This window comes from Natrialbaceae archaeon AArc-T1-2 (assembly GCF_030273315.1).
Lineage (GTDB): Archaea > Halobacteriota > Halobacteria > Halobacteriales > Natrialbaceae > Tc-Br11-E2g1.
Genome location: NZ_CP127174.1, coordinates 141,306 through 160,939, shown reverse-complemented (window position 1 = coordinate 160,939; position 19,634 = coordinate 141,306). Strand labels below are relative to the sequence as shown.

Below are 19,634 nucleotides of genomic sequence, written 5' to 3'. Positions count from 1 at the left end.
CGTCTGACCGCTCTCGAGTATCCGCCGCTACGGACCGCTGTAGGAGCTTACACCCTTCGCGCTGGTCGCCGATTCGCTCGATCTGAGAGCGAGACGGTGCAGCCTCATCCGGTAGTTCACGGATCGGCCGTGATTAGTTCTCATTCGGGATAGTGTTGAAAGTTCGAACTGATAACTATTTCCATATCTATACGAGCAGTAATTAGTACGGGTTGAAGAGAAAATATTGCGATAGGAGAAGTATTCAAGTGGAACACTACTTCGATTGTGACGATCGGTATTGTTATATTGTGACACAGTCGATTAAATCACGTCTGATCGATCCCGATTCGAAGTTCCGGAACGGTGCCGGCCAACAAAATTAAGTATACGTATATCGTTTACTTCTGTAGATAGATGGACTCGAATTTACTAAATCACCAGATTGACGATATACTCGAGTCAGTACTCGAGGAGGCGGCTGGTGACGTGTACATGGTGAATCCGTCGTGGGACGCTATCGAGGAGTTCGTCAGCGTCGCGACCGAGTTCGACGGCGAGCTTCCGACGGTACACATGCTCGCAGACGAGCGTACGATCAAAGACGTCATGGCCGATTTCATCGTCGCCAGCAACGCCGCCGATCTCATCGCCGACGGCACGCTCTCGCTTCGGACGCTCGAGGAAGCGCCCGAAAACTCGCTTCTGGTTACCGAGTCGAACGTCGTCGCCGTCGTCCACGCCGGCGACCGCGTCGGCGGTCTCGCCACGGACGACGAGGGGTTCGTCGACGCCGCCTACGATACCTACGAACATCGCTGGGAGGACGCGGCGTCGTTCAATCTCCGGACACCGCCGATCTCTCGGGTCCAGGAAACGCTCGCAACGGAGATCAGCGGCGAGGCCGAGGACGACTTCACCGCAATCCTGAGTTCGCTCGAGACCGCTCGCGGCGACGGCGAGGGCCTCGACGAAGTCACCATCTCGCTGCTCGTCGCCGCGAAAAACGAAGCGTTGCTGTACGATATCAGCAAGTGGGGTGAAGACGTCGGGATCGCCAGCAAGGCGACGTTCTCTCGGACCAAGACCAAACTCGAGGACATGGGGCTGCTCGATACCGAGAAGGTCCCGATCGACGTCGGTCGGCCGCGACTCCGCCTGAAGATCGGCGACGAACGGCTTCGCGACGCCGACAACAGCCAGCTCGCAACCGTCGCGCAATCGATTCTGAACTGATCGACGTCAGCAAGACGAGTTCGAGTCGCAACCACCAAGTTTCGACACCACCACCGGTCGCGTATGTACGAGGGCGTCCACGCCCACCCTGACGGAGAGAGTACGGTCGCGAGACTCGCGAAGACGGCGGCCGAGTACGGGTTCGATGGCGTGGTCGTCCGGAACGGCGCGGACGCGACCGACGGCGACGGCCCGACCGGCGAGGATGTCCGTGATACCTACGACGTCGACGTCGTCGACGGCGTCGAGATTTGCGCCACCGATCCCCGGACGGCAGGCGGGTCGGTCGGCAACGTCCGGAGCTCGCGGACGATCGTCGCCGTCCGGGGCGACACGGCGGCGGTGAATCGGTTTGCCGTCGAAAACGACAAGGTCGACGTGCTCGCACGACCGATGGCCGGCGAGGGCGATTTCAACCACGTGCTGGCAAAATCTGCGGTAGCGAACGGCGTTCGGATCGAGTTCGATCTCTCGTCCGTTCTGCGTGAAAGCGGTGGTCGACGCGTACGCGCCCTGCAGTCGCTTCGCAAGCTCGCCGAGATCGTCGACTACTACGACGCGCCGTACGTCGTCAGCGCCAGACCGCGTTCTCACCTCGAACTTCGCGCCCCACGGGAGCTTCGTGCACTCGGCGAGCAGATCGGTTTCTCGAGTGAGTGGGTCGAGCGGGGATTGACCGAGTGGGGACGGCTCGCCGAACGCAATCGTCACGTCCACTCCGAGTCGTTCATTGAGCCCGGGGTCGAACGTGGTCGACATGAAAAGAAACGGTAAGAGAGGGACAGTCTGCTTCGACGAGACAGATACTGACACCGAGTCCGACAGCTCGAGATACGCGGTCACGACCGACGGATGAAACACTTGCCGAAACACCTCCGGCCGCGGTGGCGCTATCTCGCGGTCGGGATCGAGGCGTGGCCGGACGCCGACCTCGATCGGCGATCGTTCCAGCGGGAACTCTGGTACGCTGGCCAGAACCTGCTGGGCGATCCGGGAAGCGCCGACGCGGATCTTCGCGTCGTCGACTTCGCGTTTGCAGACGGCGTCGGCGAGGCGCTCGTACGGGTCCGCCGCGGGGAGACCGAGGCTGCACGGGCAGCGATCGCCTGCGTCGACGAGGTAGACGGCGATCCCGTTGGACTCGTCGTCCGCGGTATCAGTGGCACGATCCGTGCCGCTGAAGAAAAGTATTTAGGACGGGGCGGGCAAGTCCCAGAGGAGAGAAACGTCGTGTTCGGGAACGAGGACCGAGTCGCAGTCGTGCGCGCTGGATCCGCAGATGTGCGACTCGATGATACGTTCGCGGGCGCGACAGACCTCGATTTAACGTGATACTATGCAGGGACAAGCCCAACAGCAGGCGTACGACCGCGGCATCACGATCTTCTCACCTGACGGTCGACTCTACCAGGTGGAGTACGCCCGCGAGGCGGTCAAACGCGGGACTGCCAGTATCGGGATTCGAACCGCCGGTGGAGTCGTCCTCGCAGTCGACAAACGCGTCCCATCGCCGCTGCTCGAGGACTCGAGCGTCGAGAAGATTCACAAGGCGGACGATCACATCGGCATCGCGAGCGCGGGCCACGTCGCCGACGCTCGCCAGCTGATCGACTTCGCGCGACGACAGGCACAGGTCAACCAGCTTCGCTACGGCGAGCCGATCGGCGTCGAGACGCTGACGAAAAACGTCACCGACCACATCCAGCAGTACACCCAGGTTGGCGGGGCGCGGCCGTTCGGCGTCGCGCTGATCGTCGGCGGCATCGAGAACGGCGAGCCGCGTCTGTTCGAGACTGATCCGTCGGGGACGCCCTACGAGTGGAAGGCGCTCGCCGTCGGTGCCGACCGCGGCGAACTCCAGAACTACCTCGAGGACAACTACGAGGAAGGAGCGGACTTAGACGGCGGAATCGCTCTCGCTCTCGATGCCCTCGCATCGGTCAACGAGGAGTCGCTATTGCCCGAAGAAGTGGGCCTGGCGACGGTCGATGCGGAGACCGAATCCTTCGAGCAGTTCGATCGTGACCGAATCGAGGAGTACCTCGTCGAGAACGAACTGCTGGCCGAAGAAGAAGAAGAAGACGAGTAACCGTCCAGCCGACGGCGGGAAAAGCTCTTTTACTCGGGCAGGACTACTCGCTGGTATGATATCACTCGACGAGGCGGTGACGGCGCGTCTCGAGTCACACGGGGCACGCTTCGAGGTGCTCGTAGATCCGGATGCGGCACTCGCGATCAAACGCGACGAGTTCGAGGGCGAGCTCGAGGACGTCATCGCCGCTGAGGACGTCTTCGAGGACGCCTCGCGAGGGGACCGCCCCGCCGAGAACGACCTCGAGAAAGTCTTCGACACGACGGATCCACTGGAGATCATTCCCGAGGTCATCACACGCGGGGAGATCCAGATCACGGCCGAACAGCGCCGCGAGATGCAAGAACAGAAACGCAAACAGCTGATCGACACGATCGCGCGAAACGCGATCAACCCCCAGATGGACGACGCACCTCACCCGCCCGAGCGCATCGAGAGTGCACTCGAGGAGGCGGGGTTTACGGTCGAGCCGATGGAACCCGTCGAGCAACAGGTCGACGACGCCCTGGACGCGTTGCGGCCGATCATCCCGATCCGGTTCGAGGAGGTGACCGTCGCGGTTCAGGTCCCGGCCGACTACGCCGGCAGCGCCCAGGCGAAGATTCGCCAGTACGGCGAGTTAGAACGCGAGGAGTGGCAACCCGACGGCTCGTGGGTCGGCGTCCTCACGTTCCCAGCCGGCATGCAAAACGACTTCTACGACCTGGTTAACGAGATTACAAGCGGCGAGGCCGAAACGCGGATCATCAAAGACAAAGACGAACTGCGAACGCAGTAGGACGGTCGATTCCGCTGCGGTTATACGGGCCACCCCTCGGCGACGTCGTCGCCGACCCACTTCGCCACCGATCGAACGCCGCCTTGCAAGACGACGCCGTCTCGGCGTGTTCGACGAATCCGGGACCGACGGTAGGTCTTTTCGCTCCGCCACGGGATTCAAGGCGACTCGGCTCGTATCCCAACGTATGAGTGGTCACGTTCCAACGGAGGTGGTCGACCGGCGTCGCTAAGATGGTTCGGCGTCGGTCGTCGCCCGCCCTGGTTCGATCCCACTCGCAAAGTCACGCGAGCGGAGAGCGGTTCGACTCGCGTGTGATCGACGACCGACATCCACCACATTCACCTGCATGAGAGCGATAATCGCGAAACGAGTCGACTCAGGTACGCCCGATACGGAAGAGATCTGCGACCTCGCTGCGGCCGCAGGCTACGACATCGTCGGCGAGGTGACCCAGACCCGGAAAGCCGATCCGGCGTTGCAACTCGGTGAGGGGAAGGCAAACGAACTCGCCCAGAAAGTCGAGCTAGCCGACGTCACGACGGTCATCTTCGACAATCGGCTCGGACCCTACCAGACGTACAACCTCGGTCAACTCCTCCCGGAGGGCGTCGAGGTCATCGACCGGTTCACGCTGATCCTCGAGATCTTCGGCCAGCGCGCCCAGACCCGCAAGGCACAGCTACAGGTCGAGCTCGCAGAGCTGCGTTACGAACTCCCTCGCGCCGAGGCCAAGACGAGCCTCGCAAAGCGAGACGAACACCCCGGCTTCATGGGCCTGGGCGAGTACGACGAGAGCCGCGAGCAGGACATCAAAGACCAGATCAGTCGGATCAAAGACGAACTCGAGCGCATCGAACAGACCGAAGAACACCGCCGCGAGCGCCGGCGTGCCTCCGGGTTCGACCTCGTCGCGCTCGCCGGCTACACGAACGCCGGGAAGTCGACGCTGCTTCGCCGGCTCGCGGAAGACCTCGAGATCGACGAGAACGAACAGCTTCATCCGGATCTCGACGCGACCGCGGAGTCGGAAGACCGGCTGTTTACGACGCTCGGGACGACGACCCGCCGAGCCGAGGTCGGACCGCGCGAGATCTTGCTCACCGACACGGTCGGGTTTATCAGCAACCTGCCACACTGGCTCGTCGAGTCGTTCAAGTCGACGCTCGATTCGGTCTATCGCGCCGATCTCGTCTTGCTCGTCGTCGACGTCAGCGAGCCGGTCGAGGACATCCACGAGAAGCTCGTCACCAGCCACGACACCCTCTACGAGCGCAACGAAGCCCCCATCGTCACCGTGTTGAACAAGATCGATGAGGTGAGCGAGGAGGAACTCGCCGAAAAACGAAACGCACTCTCGGCACTCGCACCGAACCCCGTTGCCGTCAGCGCGGCGGACGGAACGAACGTCGACGCCTTGCGCGATCGCATCGACCGCGAACTGCCCGACTGGGAACGCGAGCGACTGGTGTTACCGATGACCGACGAAACGATGAGTCTGGTCTCGTGGATCCACGACAACGCCAACGTCGAAGACGTCACGTACGGCGACGACGACGTCCACGTCTCCTTCGAGGCGCGGCCGGCCGTCGTCTCTCGCGCCAGGTCGCGAGCGAGCGAACTCGAGACGGCGACTGCCGAGTCGGCGTAGATCGCGTTTTGTTCACATTGGTAATCTATCACACAATACGACCAGTTCCGTAACTATAAATCGCTGACTGGAGTCAGTGAGCCTATGGAACGTGTCGCGATAATCGGGGCGTCGATGACCCAGTTCGGACAGCGCGACGAGTGGATCCGCGAGTTGCTCGTGGAGGCTGGGGTGGCGTGTCTCGAGGACGCTGGCGTTGACACCGGCGAAATCGAACACCTGTACGTCTCGAATATGGCGAGTGGGGAGTTCGAGGGTCAATCCGGCGTCGTCAACGCGTTGGTGCACGACCTCGACGCAATGCCTGCATACACCCAGCGCATCGACCAGACGAGCTCGAGCGGAGGCGCGGGCATCTACGCCGCCTGGCAGTCGGTTGCGAGCGGGGCGAGCGAAATGACGCTGCTCGTCGGCGGCGAGAAGATGACACACCGCACGACCGCCGAGGCGACCGACGTCATCGCGTCGCTGACCCATCCGGTCGAGTACAAACACGGACTGACCCTGCCCTCGTTCGCGGGACTGACCGCTCGACACTACTTAGAGTGCTTCGACGCGCCCCGGGAGAGCCTCGCGAGGGTCGCGGTCAAGAACCACAAAAACGGTGTCGACAACCCGAAGGCCCAGTTCCAGAAAGAGATCGACCTCGAGACGGCGATGGCGTCGCCGGTCGTCGCCGACCCGCTACGGCTGTATGACTTCTGCCCGATCACGGACGGCTCGGCGGCGCTTATGCTCTGTCCGGAGTCGGTGGCCAAAGAGTACACCGACGAGTACGTCGTCATCTCGGGGATCGACGGAGCCACGGACACCCACGTCGTCCACGAACGCGAGGACCCCACAGTAATGGGTGGCGTCGTCGAGAGCGGCGACGGCGCCTACGAGATGAGCGGCTACGGACCGGCGGACGTCGATGTCGCGGAACTGCACGACATGTTCACGATCCTCGAGTTCCTTCAGATGGAGGGGCTCGGATTTGCCGAGCACGGCGAGGCCTGGCAGCTTGTCGAGGAGGGCTATACGGAGCGTGACACCGGCGAGCTGCCGATCAACACCTCCGGCGGGCTCAAATCGAAGGGCCATCCACTCGGCGCAAGCGGCGTCGCACAGGCCGTCGAGATCTACGAACAGCTCGTCGGCGAGGCTGGCCCGCGACAGGTCGAGGCCGACGTCGGTCTGACCTGTAACGTCGGCGGCTTTGGCAACTGCGTCATCACCACGATCATGGAGGCTGCACAATGACGATGGAAGCGACCCGCTACGAGGACGGATCGATTAGCTTTCCCGGCCATCCGGTCGGGCCGAACGGTGCCGAGCCGGTCGAGACGATCGACCTGAGCGAGTACACCGCCGAGATCGTCACCTGGACGACCAGCACGGCGACACCACCCGGCGTCCGGGAACCGAACCACATCGCGATCGTCGAGTTCGACGTCGAGGGCGAGTCGGTCCGAGCGATCGGACAGCTGACGACCGGCGAGGTCGAGACCGGCGACGAGGTTCGGCCGGTCTACGACGAAGAGCTTCGAGAACCCGGTGCCGGCATTCGGGAACCGGAGAGCCAGGAGTGGGGCGGCTACCGATTCGAGCCGGTCTGATCAGCTGTCGTCATCGCCGTTGTCTCCGTTTTCGTCGTCCCCGCCACCACCCGGAGCGTCGTGCTCATCGTCGCTTTCGTCGGCGTACCGATCCCGTAGCGTCTCGAGTTCGGCGTCGACGTCGACGTCAGCCCCGGGGTCGTCGGTGGTCTCGTCGTCGATCCCGTCGTCTATCTCGATTCGCTTACCCGTCGGTTCGGCGGTCTCGACGTCCGCGCCGGCCTCACGGAGCCGTCGGTCGACCTCCTCGCGCAGGTCTCGAGCCTGTTCGATCAGCTCGCGTGCCCGTCGATCGCGAGGGAGCGTTCCGTCGCCTGCTGCACGCTGGAGTTCGGTGAGTGCGCCGTCGAGCTGGTCGAGCGTCGTCCGTCGGAGCTCGGTCGCCTGCGTGCGCGTCGACTCGACGGCTCGATCGGCGCCGTCTCGAATCTCGCGTTCGCGACGGAAGAGCTGAAGTCCGCGCTGGAACGCCTCGAGCGCTCGCAGGTTCGCCTCGAGGATCGCGACGAGCGCCGGCAGGGCGACCTCGTCGGAAAACCGAAGCAGTTCGTCGGGCGTCGGCGGCCGGAGCCGCGAACGCCGACGCGGCTCGAGTTCCTCCCGAAGCGTGCGAAGCGTCGCCGTGAGCTCGTCGATGGCCTCGGCGAGTTCGTCGTCTCGGTCCATAGCTCGCTCTACGTGTTACGGCCTCAAAAGTCGGTCGTGGCCGACCCAAGCGTTTTTGCGTTCCCGGTGCCCGCACTCGAACGTGCGAATCGAGAACAGTTTCATCCCGGTCCGGGGTGTCGGTGAGGCGACCGAACGGAAACTCTGGGAACACGGGGTCACACACTGGGAGGAGTTCGACGGCCGCGTCGTCGGGCCGACGCTTGCAGACCGGATCGAATCGTTCATCGACGACGCCTGGACGCGACTCGAAGCGGGCGATCTCGGTTACTTCGCCGAGTCGATGCCTGCCTCGAGTCGCTGGCGACTGTACGAGAACGCCCACGACGAAGCCTGTTTCCTGGATATCGAGACGACCGGTCTCGACGCGAGCTGTCACGACGTGACGACTGTCAGCGTCCACCGGGGCGGCGAGACGACGACGTACGTCCGCGGTGACGACCTCACTGCCGAGAGGCTCCAGACGGAACTTGAGGCCGCGTCGCTTCTGGTCACGTTCAACGGAGCGCAGTTCGACGTCCCCTTCCTCGAGACCTGCTACGACGTCGACGTTTCGGTCCCACACGTCGATCTCATGTATCCCTGTCGGACACTCGGCCTCTCCGGCGGACTGAAACGAATCGAACGCGAGGTCGGTATCGGCCGCGACCGACCCGATCTCTCGGGTCGCGACGCGGTTCGGCTCTGGCGGGAGTACGAACGCGGCGACGACGACGCCCTCGAGACGCTCGTCTCGTACAACCGGGCGGACACGCGAAACCTCGAGACGCTGATGGACCACGTGACTAGTCGACTCCACGCGGACGTCTTCGGATCCGTCGTAGAGTGAGCGTGAGGGTTCGATGACGGAAACGAGGTAACGGTTACTCGCGGACGGTTACGTCCCCATCGCTGTCGACGACGACGTCGTACCCACAGTACGTGAACTTCACCTGACCGTTACTCCGGGGTGTTCCGTCCTCTCGCGGGGCAAAGAGCGCATCGAGCGCTTCCGGATTGAGAACCTCGTACAGTGCTTCGTACTCGGGCGGTTCGATCTCGGTCGCATCGACGCCTTCGCGTTCGGCGATCGCATCGATGACCGCGAAGCTAAGAGGTCGGTCCTCGTCCGACTGCTCGACTGACAGTAGCATTGGTCACTGGCTTCACTCCAACCAGTATAAACCCTGTGGCCGAGGGCGAATATTGATGAAATTTTTAGTACGGTATCGTACACGGTTGTACACGAGCGTATTATTTGGAGGCCAAAAGGTGTATAACTCTCTCACTCTCGCCGTCGACGATAGATCCGTGCCGGAGACGATCGAACGACCCGGCGGTGGGAACGGCGACCACGAGTAGTCGCGCTTTTGCCATCGTGGTCGAAAGATCCGGGCATGGGAGCGTCGTCGATCGACAGCCTGCTCAAATCACCGCCACGGTCGCGTCCGAACGAACACGTTCTCGCACACGCGAGCGCCCGCGTCGGGAACGTACTCGGACATAACGGGGCCGTCGTCGTGACTTCGGAACGGGTCATCGCCGGGGCGAAGCCGGGTCGTACACTCCCCGGGGAGGACGACTGGGACGGATTCGTCCTCGAGCTCGGCGGCATCCGCGAGATCAGACGGACCGGACTGCTCTTCGAGACCCTCGAGTTCGAGTACGCCTCCGGGGACACCTACACGATCACCGGCGTCCGCGGTGCGGACGCGGTCGTCGAGACGATCGCCGACGAAAACGACCTCGAGCGAACCGACCTCGAGACGTCCGACGGTCCGTCCGGACCGCTCGCATTCGTTGCCACCGGAGCCGGTGTTCTCGGACTGGTAGTCGGCGTCGTGATGGCGCTCGCCGGCGTCGTCCTCGGACTCGTCGTTGGTGATCCCCCCGCCGGACTCGGTCTGCTCGTCGTCGGCGTGGTTCTCGCCGCGACGTCATGGAAGCTGGCCGACTCGGCCGGGTTCTACGGGCTTACGACGAACGAGCGGTGGTACTCGAGCGAGTGAGGGTGACCTGAAGGGGGAGGGGTGAGAGGCCGGACGAAAAGAAAAGCCAGGGCGGGGATTTGAACCCCGGAAGTCTCGATTACAAGTCGAGTGCATGAACCGCCCATGCTCCCCTGGCGCGGTCCGTGACTTATCGCTCGTCCTTTGAAGGTGTATCGTTTTTCGTCTCGAGGTTCCGTTCCATCGCGACCCGATGAGCGTCGTAGCCGTTACGACGGTAAAAACGCCGTGCGGCCTCGTTGTCGGCCATCGCCTCGAGCGTGACGACGTCGACGCCGCGCTCGGCGAGAGCGTCCTCGACGGCCTCGAGCAACGCCGTACCGATCCCCTCTCCGCGTCGGGACGGGGTCACGTACAGGTTCGAGAGCAGCCCCCGGGTGACGTCGAGTTCGAACGTGCCGTGTTCGACGGTAAACGAGGCGAAGCCAACGACCTCGCCGTCCAGCCGTGCGACGAGTAGTCCGTCGCCGACCCGGTGTGCAGAAAGCGTCTCGCGGATCGTCGCTCGGTTCTCGGCCGGACGGACGTGTGAGTCGTGATCGCGCTGTTCGCGTGCGAGTCGTACCCACAGGTCTGTGACGGCCTCGAGGTCGGTCTCGGCCGCCGGTTCAATCCTGGGCTGTGCGTTCGGGGGCATTTTCGAGTGCGGTGACGGCGGGCAGCGATTCGGCGGTGAGCATCCGCAGGGCCGCGCCGCCACCGGTGCTGACGTGGGTAAAGCCATCGACGCCGAGGTGGCGCAACGCAGAAGCCGTATCGCCGCCGCCGACGATGCTCGTCTTGGCGTCGGTCGCCGTATCGAACAGCCGACGTGTCCCCGTCTCGAAGTTGTCGTCCTCGAAGACGCCTGCGGGGCCGTTGAGAATGACGGTGCCGGCGTCCTCGATGAGACGTCCGTAGTACGCGAGCGTCGATTCGCCGATGTCCATGGCTGCCTCGCCGTCTCTTGGCGGCAAGGCGTTGACGCCGAGTTCGTGGCGGGTTCCGTCTCGCTCGACGGCGACGTCTCGCGGCAACGCGATTCTGTCACCGTAGGCGTCGAGGAGATCGGCGGCGCGGTCGATCTCGTCCCAGTAGCCCTGATCGTAGATGAAATCGGAACTCGTATCGCCGAGGTCGACGCCATCGGCGATGAGGAAGACGTTGCCGACGACGCCGGTGGTGAGTACGCGATCGGCCAGCCCCTTCTCGAGGACGCTCCAGGCGACATCGACCGAGTCCGGCACCTTCGCGCCGCCGAGGACGTAGACGCGGGGTTCGGGCGTCTCCTCGATATTGCCGAGCACCTCGAGTTCTCGCTCTATCACGCGGCCGGCGTAGCTCGGTAGAACGGTCGGGAGGCCGACGAGCGACGGCTGTGATCGGTGGGCCGCAGCGAAGGCGTCGTTGACGTAGACGTCGAGGACGGGTGCGAGTCGCTCGACGAGGTGGGTCTCGGCGGCCCGTTCCGGCTCGAACTCCATGTACTCCTCGCTGTAGAACCGAGTGTTCTCGAGGACGACGCAGTCGCCGTCATCGAGTTCCGAGACGGCCTCCCTCGCGGCGGCGCTGAACGTCGCGTCGACGTACTCGACCGGGCGACCGAGCAGTTCGCCCAGGCGGTTCGCGTGGGGCTCGAGCCCACAGAAGTCGTCGCCGCCGGGACGACCCTGGTGAGCGAGTACGGCGACCCGTCCCCCGCGCTCGAGCAGTTCCGAGAGCGTGTCGACGTGTGCACGCAACCGGGCGTCGTCGGCAAGCGTCCCGTCGTCGGCGATCGGGCTGTTGACGTCGACCCGGACCCCGACGGTCGTCCCGGAGACGTCGAGGTCGTCGAGGGTTGCGATCATTACCGGCTCCTCCATCGCCACGACCGAAAGGTCTTTCCATCGAAGAGTTCCGTCGTGGTATCAGTCGACACGAGTCGTGTGAAACCCTCACGCAGTGCTGCGCTATTCCACCGTTCGGAAACCCTCCTCTTGCAGGGCGAAAGGAACGTCACACGGTACGACAGTCCGAACAGAGTAACTGTCCGTTCGACTCCCACAGGGACTCGGCGAGCGAGCCACAGGCTTCACAGACGCTCTGTGTCGTGTACTCGTCGCCGCCGTTCGGGAGCGGCTCCTCCTGGGTGCTAGAACGTGCTGGTGTTGACAGTGACGGCTCGTCGGTTCGCGACGGCGTCGCTGCCCCGAACGAACCGACCGCGGCGATTACGTCACGCTGTGTAACGACGCCGAGGAGGTCGTCGTCTTCCTCGACGGCGAGGTTGCGGACGTTTTCTCGTGTCATCGTGTCCGCAGCAGCAGTAAGTGATCGATCCGCACCGATCGTCAGCACCGGCGTCGACATGACGTCGTCGGCAGTCGTTTCGGACGGGTCGTCCTCGTCCGCGACGAGACCGAGGGCGTCCCACTCGGTCAGGATCCCGACTGGGTCGGAGCCACGAAGAACCAACACACAGCCCGTCCGCTCCGTTCGCATAAGATGGATCGCATCGAGTACGGTATCGGATTCGCTCACGCCGACGTACTCTTTCGTCAGGACATCCCTGACCGACAGTTCCGATTCCATGTGTGAACAGTACACACAGACGGTCTAAAAGCTACCCCCGGCACACTTATTCACACGGCGGCCGAAGACACTAGGTCGGGACGGTCTCGACGGGAATCTACCGGTCGAAGGCGACTCGAGTCTCCTCGGCGCGACAACGCTCGAGGGCGTGTTTGGCCGACATACCGGCGGCGTGGGCGCTCTCTCCACGTCCGACGCCGACCTGGAGCGTGACGTCAGCTTCGGCCTGGACGTGGCCGATCGCGTCCTCGTAGTCGGCTCGCTCGAGGTCGGGACAGACGACGATGACGTTGTCGCCGCCGACGAAAAACGAGAGGCTGCCGTGGGCGTGGCGCATGTGTTTCATCAGCGCGGCATAGCCCTGTTCGATCTCGATGAAGCTGTCGAAGGCGTTGAGCTCGTCCGTGTACTGGCCGGTCGCGTTGACGACGTCGAAGTGTGCGATCTGGACGTCGTCGTCGGTCCGGTGGCCGGCCTCGATGACGCGTCCCTCGAGAATTTCGCGGCGGTGTTTATCCTGTGCGCTACCCGCCGCCTGCAGTCGTTCCGTAGCGTCGGCGAGCGCCCGAACCGGCGTCGTGCCGGTCGCAACGGCGAGACTAAGCGTGACGGGATAGCGGTTTCCGACCGACTCCTGAAGCAGCGCGTGATCGTCGACGTCGAGACCGTTGGTGACGGCGATCATGTTGTCGAACCGGGTAAAGAAGACGTAGCCGTCCCGATTCCCGACGAACTGTGAGACGTCGGCGTACAGCCGCGACTGCAACGTCTGTAGATCGGCTTCGCGACGCGGTTCCGGAGTCACAGTCCAGGGGCCGTAGTTGTCGATCTGTAAGAGCGTGACCTGCGTGTTCGTCACTGTACCTGCACGTTCCGACCCGCCTCGTATAAGTGATACGTAATCCAGATTCGTTACGGGCCGGCTCGGAGTGAGGAACGTCTCCGCTCACCCGTCGTGAACTCGTCGCGTTCATACTGACTGCTGTACGTCCGTACCGGGGACAACCGCGCCTCGTCTTGCGGTTGCCCCGGTACATAGTTACAGCAATCCGTATCAGGCCGATTTCTTCTCCGGGTTCTTCCCTTTTGGGTGGTACTCCCAGAACTCGCCCGCGCGCATCGCCTCGCCGACGGCCTTGTGCATGTCGACGATCGTCTCGAACTCCGACCCCTCGACGTACTCGAAGATGTCCCGGAGTGCGACGACCTTCTCGTAGTTGATCCGTATCGGATCGTCACCGTACTCGGCGACGAACTCGTCGCGTTCGAGTGGGAAGTCGTCGTCCTCGTCGACCTTCTTGGCGATGATCGCCATACCGTACTTGCGCATGCCCTCGCTCCCCGCCTCGCCGTCGGGATCGTGTGGCCAGTCCATACTCGGTGGTGTGGCCGGTCACCGCAAAAGCGTTACCTTCTGGGCCGGCTCCGTGCCCGAGACGCAATTGGCGCTTTCGAGTTCCCCGACCCGGATCGGGGCCGAAGATAAAGTTAAGACCGCACCGACACACGCCAACGTATGGAGGAGTGTCCACGGTGTGGCGCGTCGCTCGAGCGGCTGTCACTCGGCGAGGTCTCGACCGTCGCCTGTGGCCGCTGTGGGTACGCGGACATCCCAGTCGAACACGACAGCGAGGGACGCGATTTCGAGTCCTGGCAGGATGCCCTCGAGCGGTTTTACGATGGGGCGGCCGGATCGACCGAGTAACAGCTACTCGGTCGCGGTTGCGGCTTCCGTCTCGGCGTCGTCGTTGTCGACGTCCTCGTCGGACCGGGCCGCGACGAGACCACCGCGAGCGACGCTGTAGAGCGGCTCGTCGGCGTGGGAGACGCCGCTGATCGAGAACGGAATGTTGGCGTCTTCCAGGTGGTCGCGAAACAGTGCTTCGAACCCGTCCGGACTCGAGGTGCCGCCGGTGACGACGACGGGAACGTCGAGTCCCTCTTCGACGTCTTCCTCGTCGACCTCCGTGACGATCTGGCCGACGACGTAATCGAGCAGGTTCTCGTAGTAGATAGACAGCGCACCTTCGACGCCGCCGACGTCGGTCTGGAAGTCGAGCTCGAAGTCGTCTTCTTTGATCGAGGTCACTTTGTCGACGGGTGTGCCCGTCGCCTGGGCGGCCTGCTCGTCGACCCAGTCGCCGCCTCGAGCGACGGAGAACTTCATGACGGGTACCGCGTAGTAGGACAGACAGACGTTCGTCATCCCGGCACCGAAGCTGATCCCGAGACCCGTGAAGTTGTTCTCGGCGAGTTCGCTGTAGATGACGGCCATCCCCTCGTTGATCGGTTCGGCGTCGTAGCCGACGTCGTTTAGGAACGACTCGATCGTCTTCTGGTGATACAGCGTCGAGAGGTCGGAGTCGATCGGATCCGCCGGCGTCGAGAAGTAGAGCTTTTCGTCCGGATAGGCGGGTTCGCCGACGACCTGCTCGATGATGAGCTTCATCATCGGAATCGCGCTCTTTTCGTCCGACGAGAGGATGCCGTGTTTCATCGGACGACGGGTCTCCTTGTTGAAGATGTTCGCGAAGTTCAAGGCGTCGTCGCCGACGACATAGACCTTGTCGTCTTTGCGGATGTGAAGCACTTCGCTCCGCGAGAGCATCTGCTCGGCCATATCCGAGTACTCGATCTCCACGAACGAGTTACGCTGCTGTACGAATACCGTATCGGTTCCATCCTGTTGTGCCGACAGGATGTTCATCGTCCCAACGTCTAGGCCCTTGGCCATGCTTGGCCAAGGCGGCCGACGGCTCATAAATCTATGTGAATTTGATACATCAAAACAGTATTCGTAACAATGTGTCTCTCCGATCGGACGTAGATTAAGCGGTAGCTGGCAGAAACTAAGGGCGGCCGGTTGCGTCCTCGTCGTCACCGAGACGGCGTTTGATCCCCGCGAAAAGCCGTTTCACTCTCGCGAGCAACCCGTCGTCTCCCGTCGGTTTCGGCGCTTCGTCGGTTCGCTGTTTCTCACGCAGTTCAGTCAGTTTCGCCGTCTGGTCGTCGACGGTCGAACTCGAGGTCGCCGTCTCTTTCTCGCCACCTTTCAGACCCTTGAGCCCGGACACCTGATCGTCGACGCCGCTTGACCGAACTGTCTTCGTCCCGCCCTCGAGGTCGACGCTGTCGAAGTCGTGGTCCGTAAAGCTCAGTTGCGTGTTCTCGCTTTTCTCGACCCCGCCCCAGGAGAGTTCGACGCCGTCCATCGCCTCGTCGATGTCGCGTTGGATCTCCTCGTCGGAGTAGTGTTCGGGCTCTTCGGGCGTCGACGCCGTGGTCGCGTCGGTCGTTTTCGCGAGGTCGAGGTAGTGTGCGATGAGCGCAGCCCCCGTCGAGGCGACGATGCCGGCGAGCCCGATCGCGTAGGCGGCGACGACGTGTGCGGTGTAGTTGTCACCGTGGAAGTTCCAGTCGCTCGGGTACGACCAGACGAATCCACCGACCGCCAGTGTCGCCACGGCGACGCCGGCCACCGACGTCACGAGGACGCGTCGCTCCGACGGCAGGAGGACGACGATTCCGACCATTGCGACCGGAAGCGAGATCATCCCGACCGCGTAGGCGATCTGGGCGACGGTCCAGTAGACGTCGCTGGGTCGCTCGAGGGTCGTACTCAGAAGAAAGAGCAGAAACGCCACGACCGCGAAGGCGATCCCGCCAAGGAACAGTCCGAAACCGACGTAGACGTCGGTTCGATCTTCCGGCTCGCCGACGTATCGTCGGTAGAGATCGAACAGGTATCCATCGGTGGCCCCTTCCGCTTCCATCGATCGCTCCTTTACCCTCCAGTACCATGACTTTTGGGCTAGAATACCAGTCACCGAACAGTCACTCTTGACGACGGCGGTCGATACGGGAAGTCGGGACATCGACAGGCGAGATCACATCGCGTCACGCGACGTGAAACCGGCCGCGCACGTCGACTGTAGCGCAAGCCACGAAGCGTCGCCGTTTTACGTCCGTGGCCGTAACGACTGACAATGAGCCAGGAGCCGGAGTACAGCGACGGTGACCTCCGAAACACCGGGATGGCCCTGAAACACGACCGCGAGTGGGACTACGAGCTCGAGCGCATCGTCGACGCGATCGACGCACGCGACGCGACGAAAGTCGGGCTGCAGTTCCCCGAGGGTCTCAAACGTCGCGGCCCACAGGTCGCAGATGACCTGCGCGAACGGACCGGCGACGGCGTGACGTTCATGCTCTCCGGCCAGCCGTGTTACGGAGCCTGCGACCTCGACACGTACCTGATGAAACGCACCGACGTCTTCGTTCACTTCGGCCACTCGCCGATGAAGAACACGGAGAAGGTGATCTACGTCCCGCTGTTCTCGAACGTCGAGGTGCTCCCGATCATGGAAAACGCCCTCGAGACGCTCGAGAGTCCCGACGAGACGCCCGACGTCGGCCTCGTCACCACGGCCCAGCACATGAACCGCTACGAGGAGATGCGGGCGTTCCTCGAGGAGCAGGGCTACGAGGTGCATAGCCGCCGTGGCGACGAACGACTCACCCACGAGGGCCAGGTGCTCGGCTGTAACTACGCGAGCGCAGACGTGCCGGCAGATCAGGTGCTGTACGTCGGCGGCGGTAAGTTCCACCCGCTCGGGCTGGCGATGGAACACCCCGAGAAACACGTCGTCATCGCCGACCCCGTCAACAACGTCGTCACCGTCGCCGACACGGAGACGTTCCTGAAACAGCGCTACGCCGCCGTCCACAAGGCGATGGATGCCCAGACGTGGGGCGTCATCTACTGTACCAAGATCGGGCAGGGTCGCTGGGAGCAAGCCCAGGAGATCTTAGCGGACAACGACGACGCCTACCTCATCACGATGGACGAGGTCACGCCCGATCGCCTGCGAAACTTCGACATGGACGCGTTCGTCAACACCGGCTGTCCACGGATCACGACCGACGACGGGCCACAGTTTCACAAACCCATGCTGACTCCTGGCGAGTACGAGATCGCCGTCGGGAACGAACCGCTCGAGAACCTCTCGTTTGATACCTTCCACGGCACCTGGTAGCTCCCTGGTACTCGGTCACGTTCGAAACCAGTTCGATTATACGTCTCAGTCGGGTAGACACGAGTATGTCGGACGAACCAGCCGATCAATCGGCGGCTGTGGTCGAACATCGGAATCTCATCGTCGCTGGCTCGGGTATCGCCGGCCTGAGCGCAGCGATCTACGCGGCACGGTCGAACCACGAACCGCTAGTCTTAGAGGGCGACGAGCCAGGTGGCCAGCTCACGCTGACGACCGACGTCGAGAACTACCCTGGGTTTCCCGAAGGAATCAGCGGTCCGGAGCTCGTAAACAACATGAAAGAGCAAGCGAGGACGTTCGGAGCCGACGTCGAAAACGGCGTCATCGAGAGCGTCGACGCTTCCTCGCGGCCGTTTCGCGTCGAGATGGCAACCGGAGACGTCTACACCGCCGACGCGATCATCGCCGCTTCGGGGGCAAGCGCCCGCACCCTTGACGTCCCCGGCGAGGACGAACTGATGGGCTACGGCGTCTCGACGTGTGCCACCTGTGACGGCGCGTTCTTCCGCGACGAGGACATGCTCGTCGTCGGCGGCGGCGACGCCGCCATGGAGGAAGCTCACTTCCTCACCAAGTTCGCCGACACCGTCTACGTCGCCCACCGCCGCGAGAACTTCCGCGCCGAGGAGTACTGGATCGACCGCGTTCAGGCCAAAGTCGACGAGGGCGAGATCGAGATCATGAAAAACACCGAACTGCTCGAGATTCACGGCTCGCCCGAAGACGGCGTCGACCACGTCACCCTCGCCCGGAACGAAGAGGGCTATCCCTCGGAGAAACTCGACGAGCCCGAGACCGAACAGTTCGAGTTCGACGTCGGAGCCGTCTTCCTCGCGATCGGCCACACGCCGAACACGGAGTACCTCGCGGACACCGACGTCGAGACCGACGAGGAGGGCTATCTCGTGACGAAAGGTGGCGACGGCGGCGGTCAGACTGCGACCGACGTGCCCGGTATCTTCGGTGCCGGTGACGTCGTCGACTACCACTACCAGCAGGCCGCGACCGCAGCCGGGATGGGCGTCAAAGCCGCCTTAGACGCCGACGCCTACCTCGAAGACAACGCTACCGCTGCCTCCGAAGGAACCGGCGAGGCCGTCGCCGACGACTGATCCACCGACGAACGGCAACACTTACCCACCAGCCGCGCACACGCCCGCGTATGATCACGAGCGACTGGGACGACTGGCTCCCGCGAGCGATCGAAGACGCCGATCCCGACGGTGTCGCCGTCTGGTATCTCGGCTGTAACGGCTTCGTCCTGAAAGGCAGCGACGGGACGACGATCTTTATCGATCCCTACCTCGGGCTCGGCGATCCACCCCGGACCGTCCGGATGATCCCCGTCCCGTTCGACCCCGAAGACGTCGCCGACGCCGACGCCCTCCTCGCGACCCACGAACACACCGACCACGTCCACGGGGAGAGCCAGGCCCCAATTCTCGAGGGCACCGGGACGACGTTTTACGGCCCCGACGACAGCGTCGCCGTTACCCGCGAGGAAGGCTGGACCGACGAGTGGGACCTCGAGGACGATCAGTTCGAGACGGTCACCGAGGGCGACCGCCTCGAGATCGGCGAGTTCACCGTTCACGTCGAGGACGCCTACGATCCCGACGCGACCCATCCCGTGAGTTACGTCCTCGAACACGATGCAGGGACCGTGTTCCACGGCGGCGATACGAAGCCATCCGAGGAGTTCGACCGGATCGGCAAGGAGTACGACATCGACCTCGGCATCCTTGCGTTCGGCACCGTCGGCATGATCCCGGACAAAGAGACCCGCGAACCGAAGCGAACGCGGTGGTACAACGACGAGAATCAGATCGTCGAAGCCGCCGCGTCACTCGAGGTCGACCGACTCCTGCCGAGTCACTGGGACATGTGGCGCGGCCTGACCGCGGATCCGACGACGCTTCACCATCACGCAGCGAGCTTTCCGTATCCCCGCCGGCTCGAACTCGTCGAGATCGGCGATCGGGTCGACCTCGCTGCCGGTAGCCGATAGACGGAGCGTTCACAGCGAACCGGAGACG

23 protein-coding genes and 1 tRNA gene are annotated in these 19,634 nt (G+C 63.2%); 14 read left to right on the top strand and 10 right to left on the bottom strand.

Annotated features, from left to right (window positions below):
• The first annotated feature begins 396 nt into the window (after positions 1-396).
• The 8 genes from tbsP (at position 397) to QQ977_RS00750 (ending at position 7,334) form a co-directional block, all read left to right on the top strand.
• On the top strand, positions 397-1,215 hold the full coding sequence (gene tbsP, locus QQ977_RS00785) for a transcriptional regulator TbsP (protein WP_285926953.1): 819 nt from the start codon (positions 397-399) through the stop codon (positions 1,213-1,215).
• 63 nt (positions 1,216-1,278) lie between these two features.
• Positions 1,279-1,989, top strand: coding sequence for an RNase P subunit p30 family protein (locus QQ977_RS00780; protein ID WP_285926952.1), 711 nt, complete (start codon positions 1,279-1,281; stop codon positions 1,987-1,989).
• Between the two features lie 78 nt (positions 1,990-2,067).
• Positions 2,068-2,547: an Rpp14/Pop5 family protein gene (locus QQ977_RS00775; RefSeq protein ID WP_285926951.1), complete on the top strand. Its 480-nt coding sequence runs from the start codon at positions 2,068-2,070 to the stop codon at positions 2,545-2,547.
• A 4-nt stretch (positions 2,548-2,551) separates the two neighbouring features.
• Positions 2,552-3,304: an archaeal proteasome endopeptidase complex subunit alpha gene (gene psmA, locus QQ977_RS00770; RefSeq protein WP_285926949.1), complete on the top strand. Its 753-nt coding sequence runs from the start codon at positions 2,552-2,554 to the stop codon at positions 3,302-3,304.
• Between the two features lie 55 nt (positions 3,305-3,359).
• On the top strand, positions 3,360-4,085 hold the full coding sequence (locus tag QQ977_RS00765) for a ribosome assembly factor SBDS (RefSeq protein WP_285926948.1): 726 nt from the start codon (positions 3,360-3,362) through the stop codon (positions 4,083-4,085).
• A gap of 349 nt (positions 4,086-4,434) precedes the next feature.
• Positions 4,435-5,736, top strand: coding sequence for a GTPase HflX (gene hflX / locus QQ977_RS00760; protein WP_285926947.1), 1,302 nt, complete (start codon positions 4,435-4,437; stop codon positions 5,734-5,736).
• 84 nt (positions 5,737-5,820) lie between these two features.
• Positions 5,821-6,978, top strand: a complete 1,158-nt coding sequence (locus tag QQ977_RS00755; protein ID WP_285926945.1) for a thiolase C-terminal domain-containing protein — start codon at positions 5,821-5,823, stop codon at positions 6,976-6,978.
• The gene (locus QQ977_RS00750; RefSeq protein WP_285926944.1) at positions 6,975-7,334 is read left to right on the top strand and encodes an OB-fold domain-containing protein; all 360 of its coding nucleotides are present in this window, start codon (positions 6,975-6,977) and stop codon (positions 7,332-7,334) included. Before QQ977_RS00755 ends, QQ977_RS00750 begins: the two co-directional genes overlap by 4 nt.
• Here QQ977_RS00750 and QQ977_RS00745 read toward each other — a convergent pair whose 3' ends face one another.
• Positions 7,335-8,000 carry a DUF7547 family protein gene (locus tag QQ977_RS00745; protein ID WP_285926942.1) on the bottom strand — a complete coding sequence of 222 codons (666 nt, stop codon included), beginning with the start codon at positions 7,998-8,000 and terminating at the stop codon, positions 7,335-7,337.
• 82 nt (positions 8,001-8,082) lie between these two features.
• Here QQ977_RS00745 and QQ977_RS00740 point away from each other — a divergent pair, with 82 nt between their 5' ends.
• Positions 8,083-8,829: a ribonuclease H-like domain-containing protein gene (locus QQ977_RS00740; RefSeq protein ID WP_285926941.1), complete on the top strand. Its 747-nt coding sequence runs from the start codon at positions 8,083-8,085 to the stop codon at positions 8,827-8,829.
• 34 nt (positions 8,830-8,863) lie between these two features.
• On the opposite strand, the gene QQ977_RS00735 is transcribed toward QQ977_RS00740, so the two are convergent.
• Positions 8,864-9,133 carry a HalOD1 output domain-containing protein gene (locus QQ977_RS00735; RefSeq protein ID WP_285926939.1) on the bottom strand — a complete coding sequence of 90 codons (270 nt, stop codon included), beginning with the start codon at positions 9,131-9,133 and terminating at the stop codon, positions 8,864-8,866.
• Positions 9,134-9,376: 243 nt separating this feature from the next.
• Here QQ977_RS00735 and QQ977_RS00730 point away from each other — a divergent pair, with 243 nt between their 5' ends.
• Entirely contained in the window at positions 9,377-9,988 is a 612-nt protein-coding gene (locus QQ977_RS00730) for a hypothetical protein (protein ID WP_285926938.1), read from the top strand.
• 44 nt (positions 9,989-10,032) lie between these two features.
• Here the strand turns inward: QQ977_RS00730 and QQ977_RS00725 are convergent.
• The 6 genes from QQ977_RS00725 to QQ977_RS00700 all read right to left on the bottom strand — a co-directional run bounded on the left by QQ977_RS00725 (position 10,033) and on the right by QQ977_RS00700 (position 13,916).
• Positions 10,033-10,106, bottom strand: a tRNA-Thr gene (locus QQ977_RS00725).
• A gap of 12 nt (positions 10,107-10,118) precedes the next feature.
• Positions 10,119-10,625 (bottom strand): GNAT family N-acetyltransferase, encoded by a 507-nt coding sequence (locus tag QQ977_RS00720; protein ID WP_285926936.1) that lies wholly within the window; start codon positions 10,623-10,625, stop codon positions 10,119-10,121.
• Entirely contained in the window at positions 10,597-11,817 is a 1,221-nt protein-coding gene (locus tag QQ977_RS00715; RefSeq protein ID WP_285926935.1) for a phosphoglycerate kinase, read from the bottom strand. Before QQ977_RS00715 ends, QQ977_RS00720 begins: the two co-directional genes overlap by 29 nt.
• A gap of 148 nt (positions 11,818-11,965) precedes the next feature.
• On the bottom strand, positions 11,966-12,541 hold the full coding sequence (locus QQ977_RS00710; protein ID WP_285926934.1) for a CBS domain-containing protein: 576 nt from the start codon (positions 12,539-12,541) through the stop codon (positions 11,966-11,968).
• Between the two features lie 97 nt (positions 12,542-12,638).
• Positions 12,639-13,400, bottom strand: a complete 762-nt coding sequence (locus QQ977_RS00705) for a GTP cyclohydrolase III (protein ID WP_285926932.1) — start codon at positions 13,398-13,400, stop codon at positions 12,639-12,641.
• A 195-nt stretch (positions 13,401-13,595) separates the two neighbouring features.
• On the bottom strand, positions 13,596-13,916 hold the full coding sequence (locus QQ977_RS00700; protein ID WP_285926931.1) for a DUF5785 family protein: 321 nt from the start codon (positions 13,914-13,916) through the stop codon (positions 13,596-13,598).
• Positions 13,917-14,057: 141 nt separating this feature from the next.
• On the opposite strand from QQ977_RS00700, the gene QQ977_RS00695 reads away from it, so the two are divergent.
• Positions 14,058-14,246 (top strand): zinc finger domain-containing protein, encoded by a 189-nt coding sequence (locus QQ977_RS00695; protein ID WP_285926930.1) that lies wholly within the window; start codon positions 14,058-14,060, stop codon positions 14,244-14,246.
• Between the two features lie 3 nt (positions 14,247-14,249).
• Here QQ977_RS00695 and QQ977_RS00690 read toward each other — a convergent pair whose 3' ends face one another.
• Both QQ977_RS00690 and QQ977_RS00685 read right to left on the bottom strand, forming a co-directional pair.
• Positions 14,250-15,275 carry a hypothetical protein gene (locus QQ977_RS00690; protein ID WP_285926928.1) on the bottom strand — a complete coding sequence of 342 codons (1,026 nt, stop codon included), beginning with the start codon at positions 15,273-15,275 and terminating at the stop codon, positions 14,250-14,252.
• Positions 15,276-15,390: 115 nt separating this feature from the next.
• The gene (locus tag QQ977_RS00685) at positions 15,391-16,314 is read right to left on the bottom strand and encodes a DUF7139 domain-containing protein (RefSeq protein ID WP_285926927.1); all 924 of its coding nucleotides are present in this window, start codon (positions 16,312-16,314) and stop codon (positions 15,391-15,393) included.
• A gap of 213 nt (positions 16,315-16,527) precedes the next feature.
• Here QQ977_RS00685 and dph2 point away from each other — a divergent pair, with 213 nt between their 5' ends.
• The 3 genes from dph2 to QQ977_RS00670 all read left to right on the top strand — a co-directional run bounded on the left by dph2 (position 16,528) and on the right by QQ977_RS00670 (position 19,606).
• On the top strand, positions 16,528-17,577 hold the full coding sequence (gene dph2, locus QQ977_RS00680; protein WP_285926925.1) for a diphthamide biosynthesis enzyme Dph2: 1,050 nt from the start codon (positions 16,528-16,530) through the stop codon (positions 17,575-17,577).
• Between the two features lie 65 nt (positions 17,578-17,642).
• Positions 17,643-18,710 carry an NAD(P)/FAD-dependent oxidoreductase gene (locus QQ977_RS00675; RefSeq protein WP_430540838.1) on the top strand — a complete coding sequence of 356 codons (1,068 nt, stop codon included), beginning with the start codon at positions 17,643-17,645 and terminating at the stop codon, positions 18,708-18,710.
• A gap of 50 nt (positions 18,711-18,760) precedes the next feature.
• Positions 18,761-19,606 (top strand): MBL fold metallo-hydrolase, encoded by an 846-nt coding sequence (locus QQ977_RS00670; RefSeq protein WP_285926924.1) that lies wholly within the window; start codon positions 18,761-18,763, stop codon positions 19,604-19,606.
• Positions 19,607-19,634: the final 28 nt, after the last annotated feature.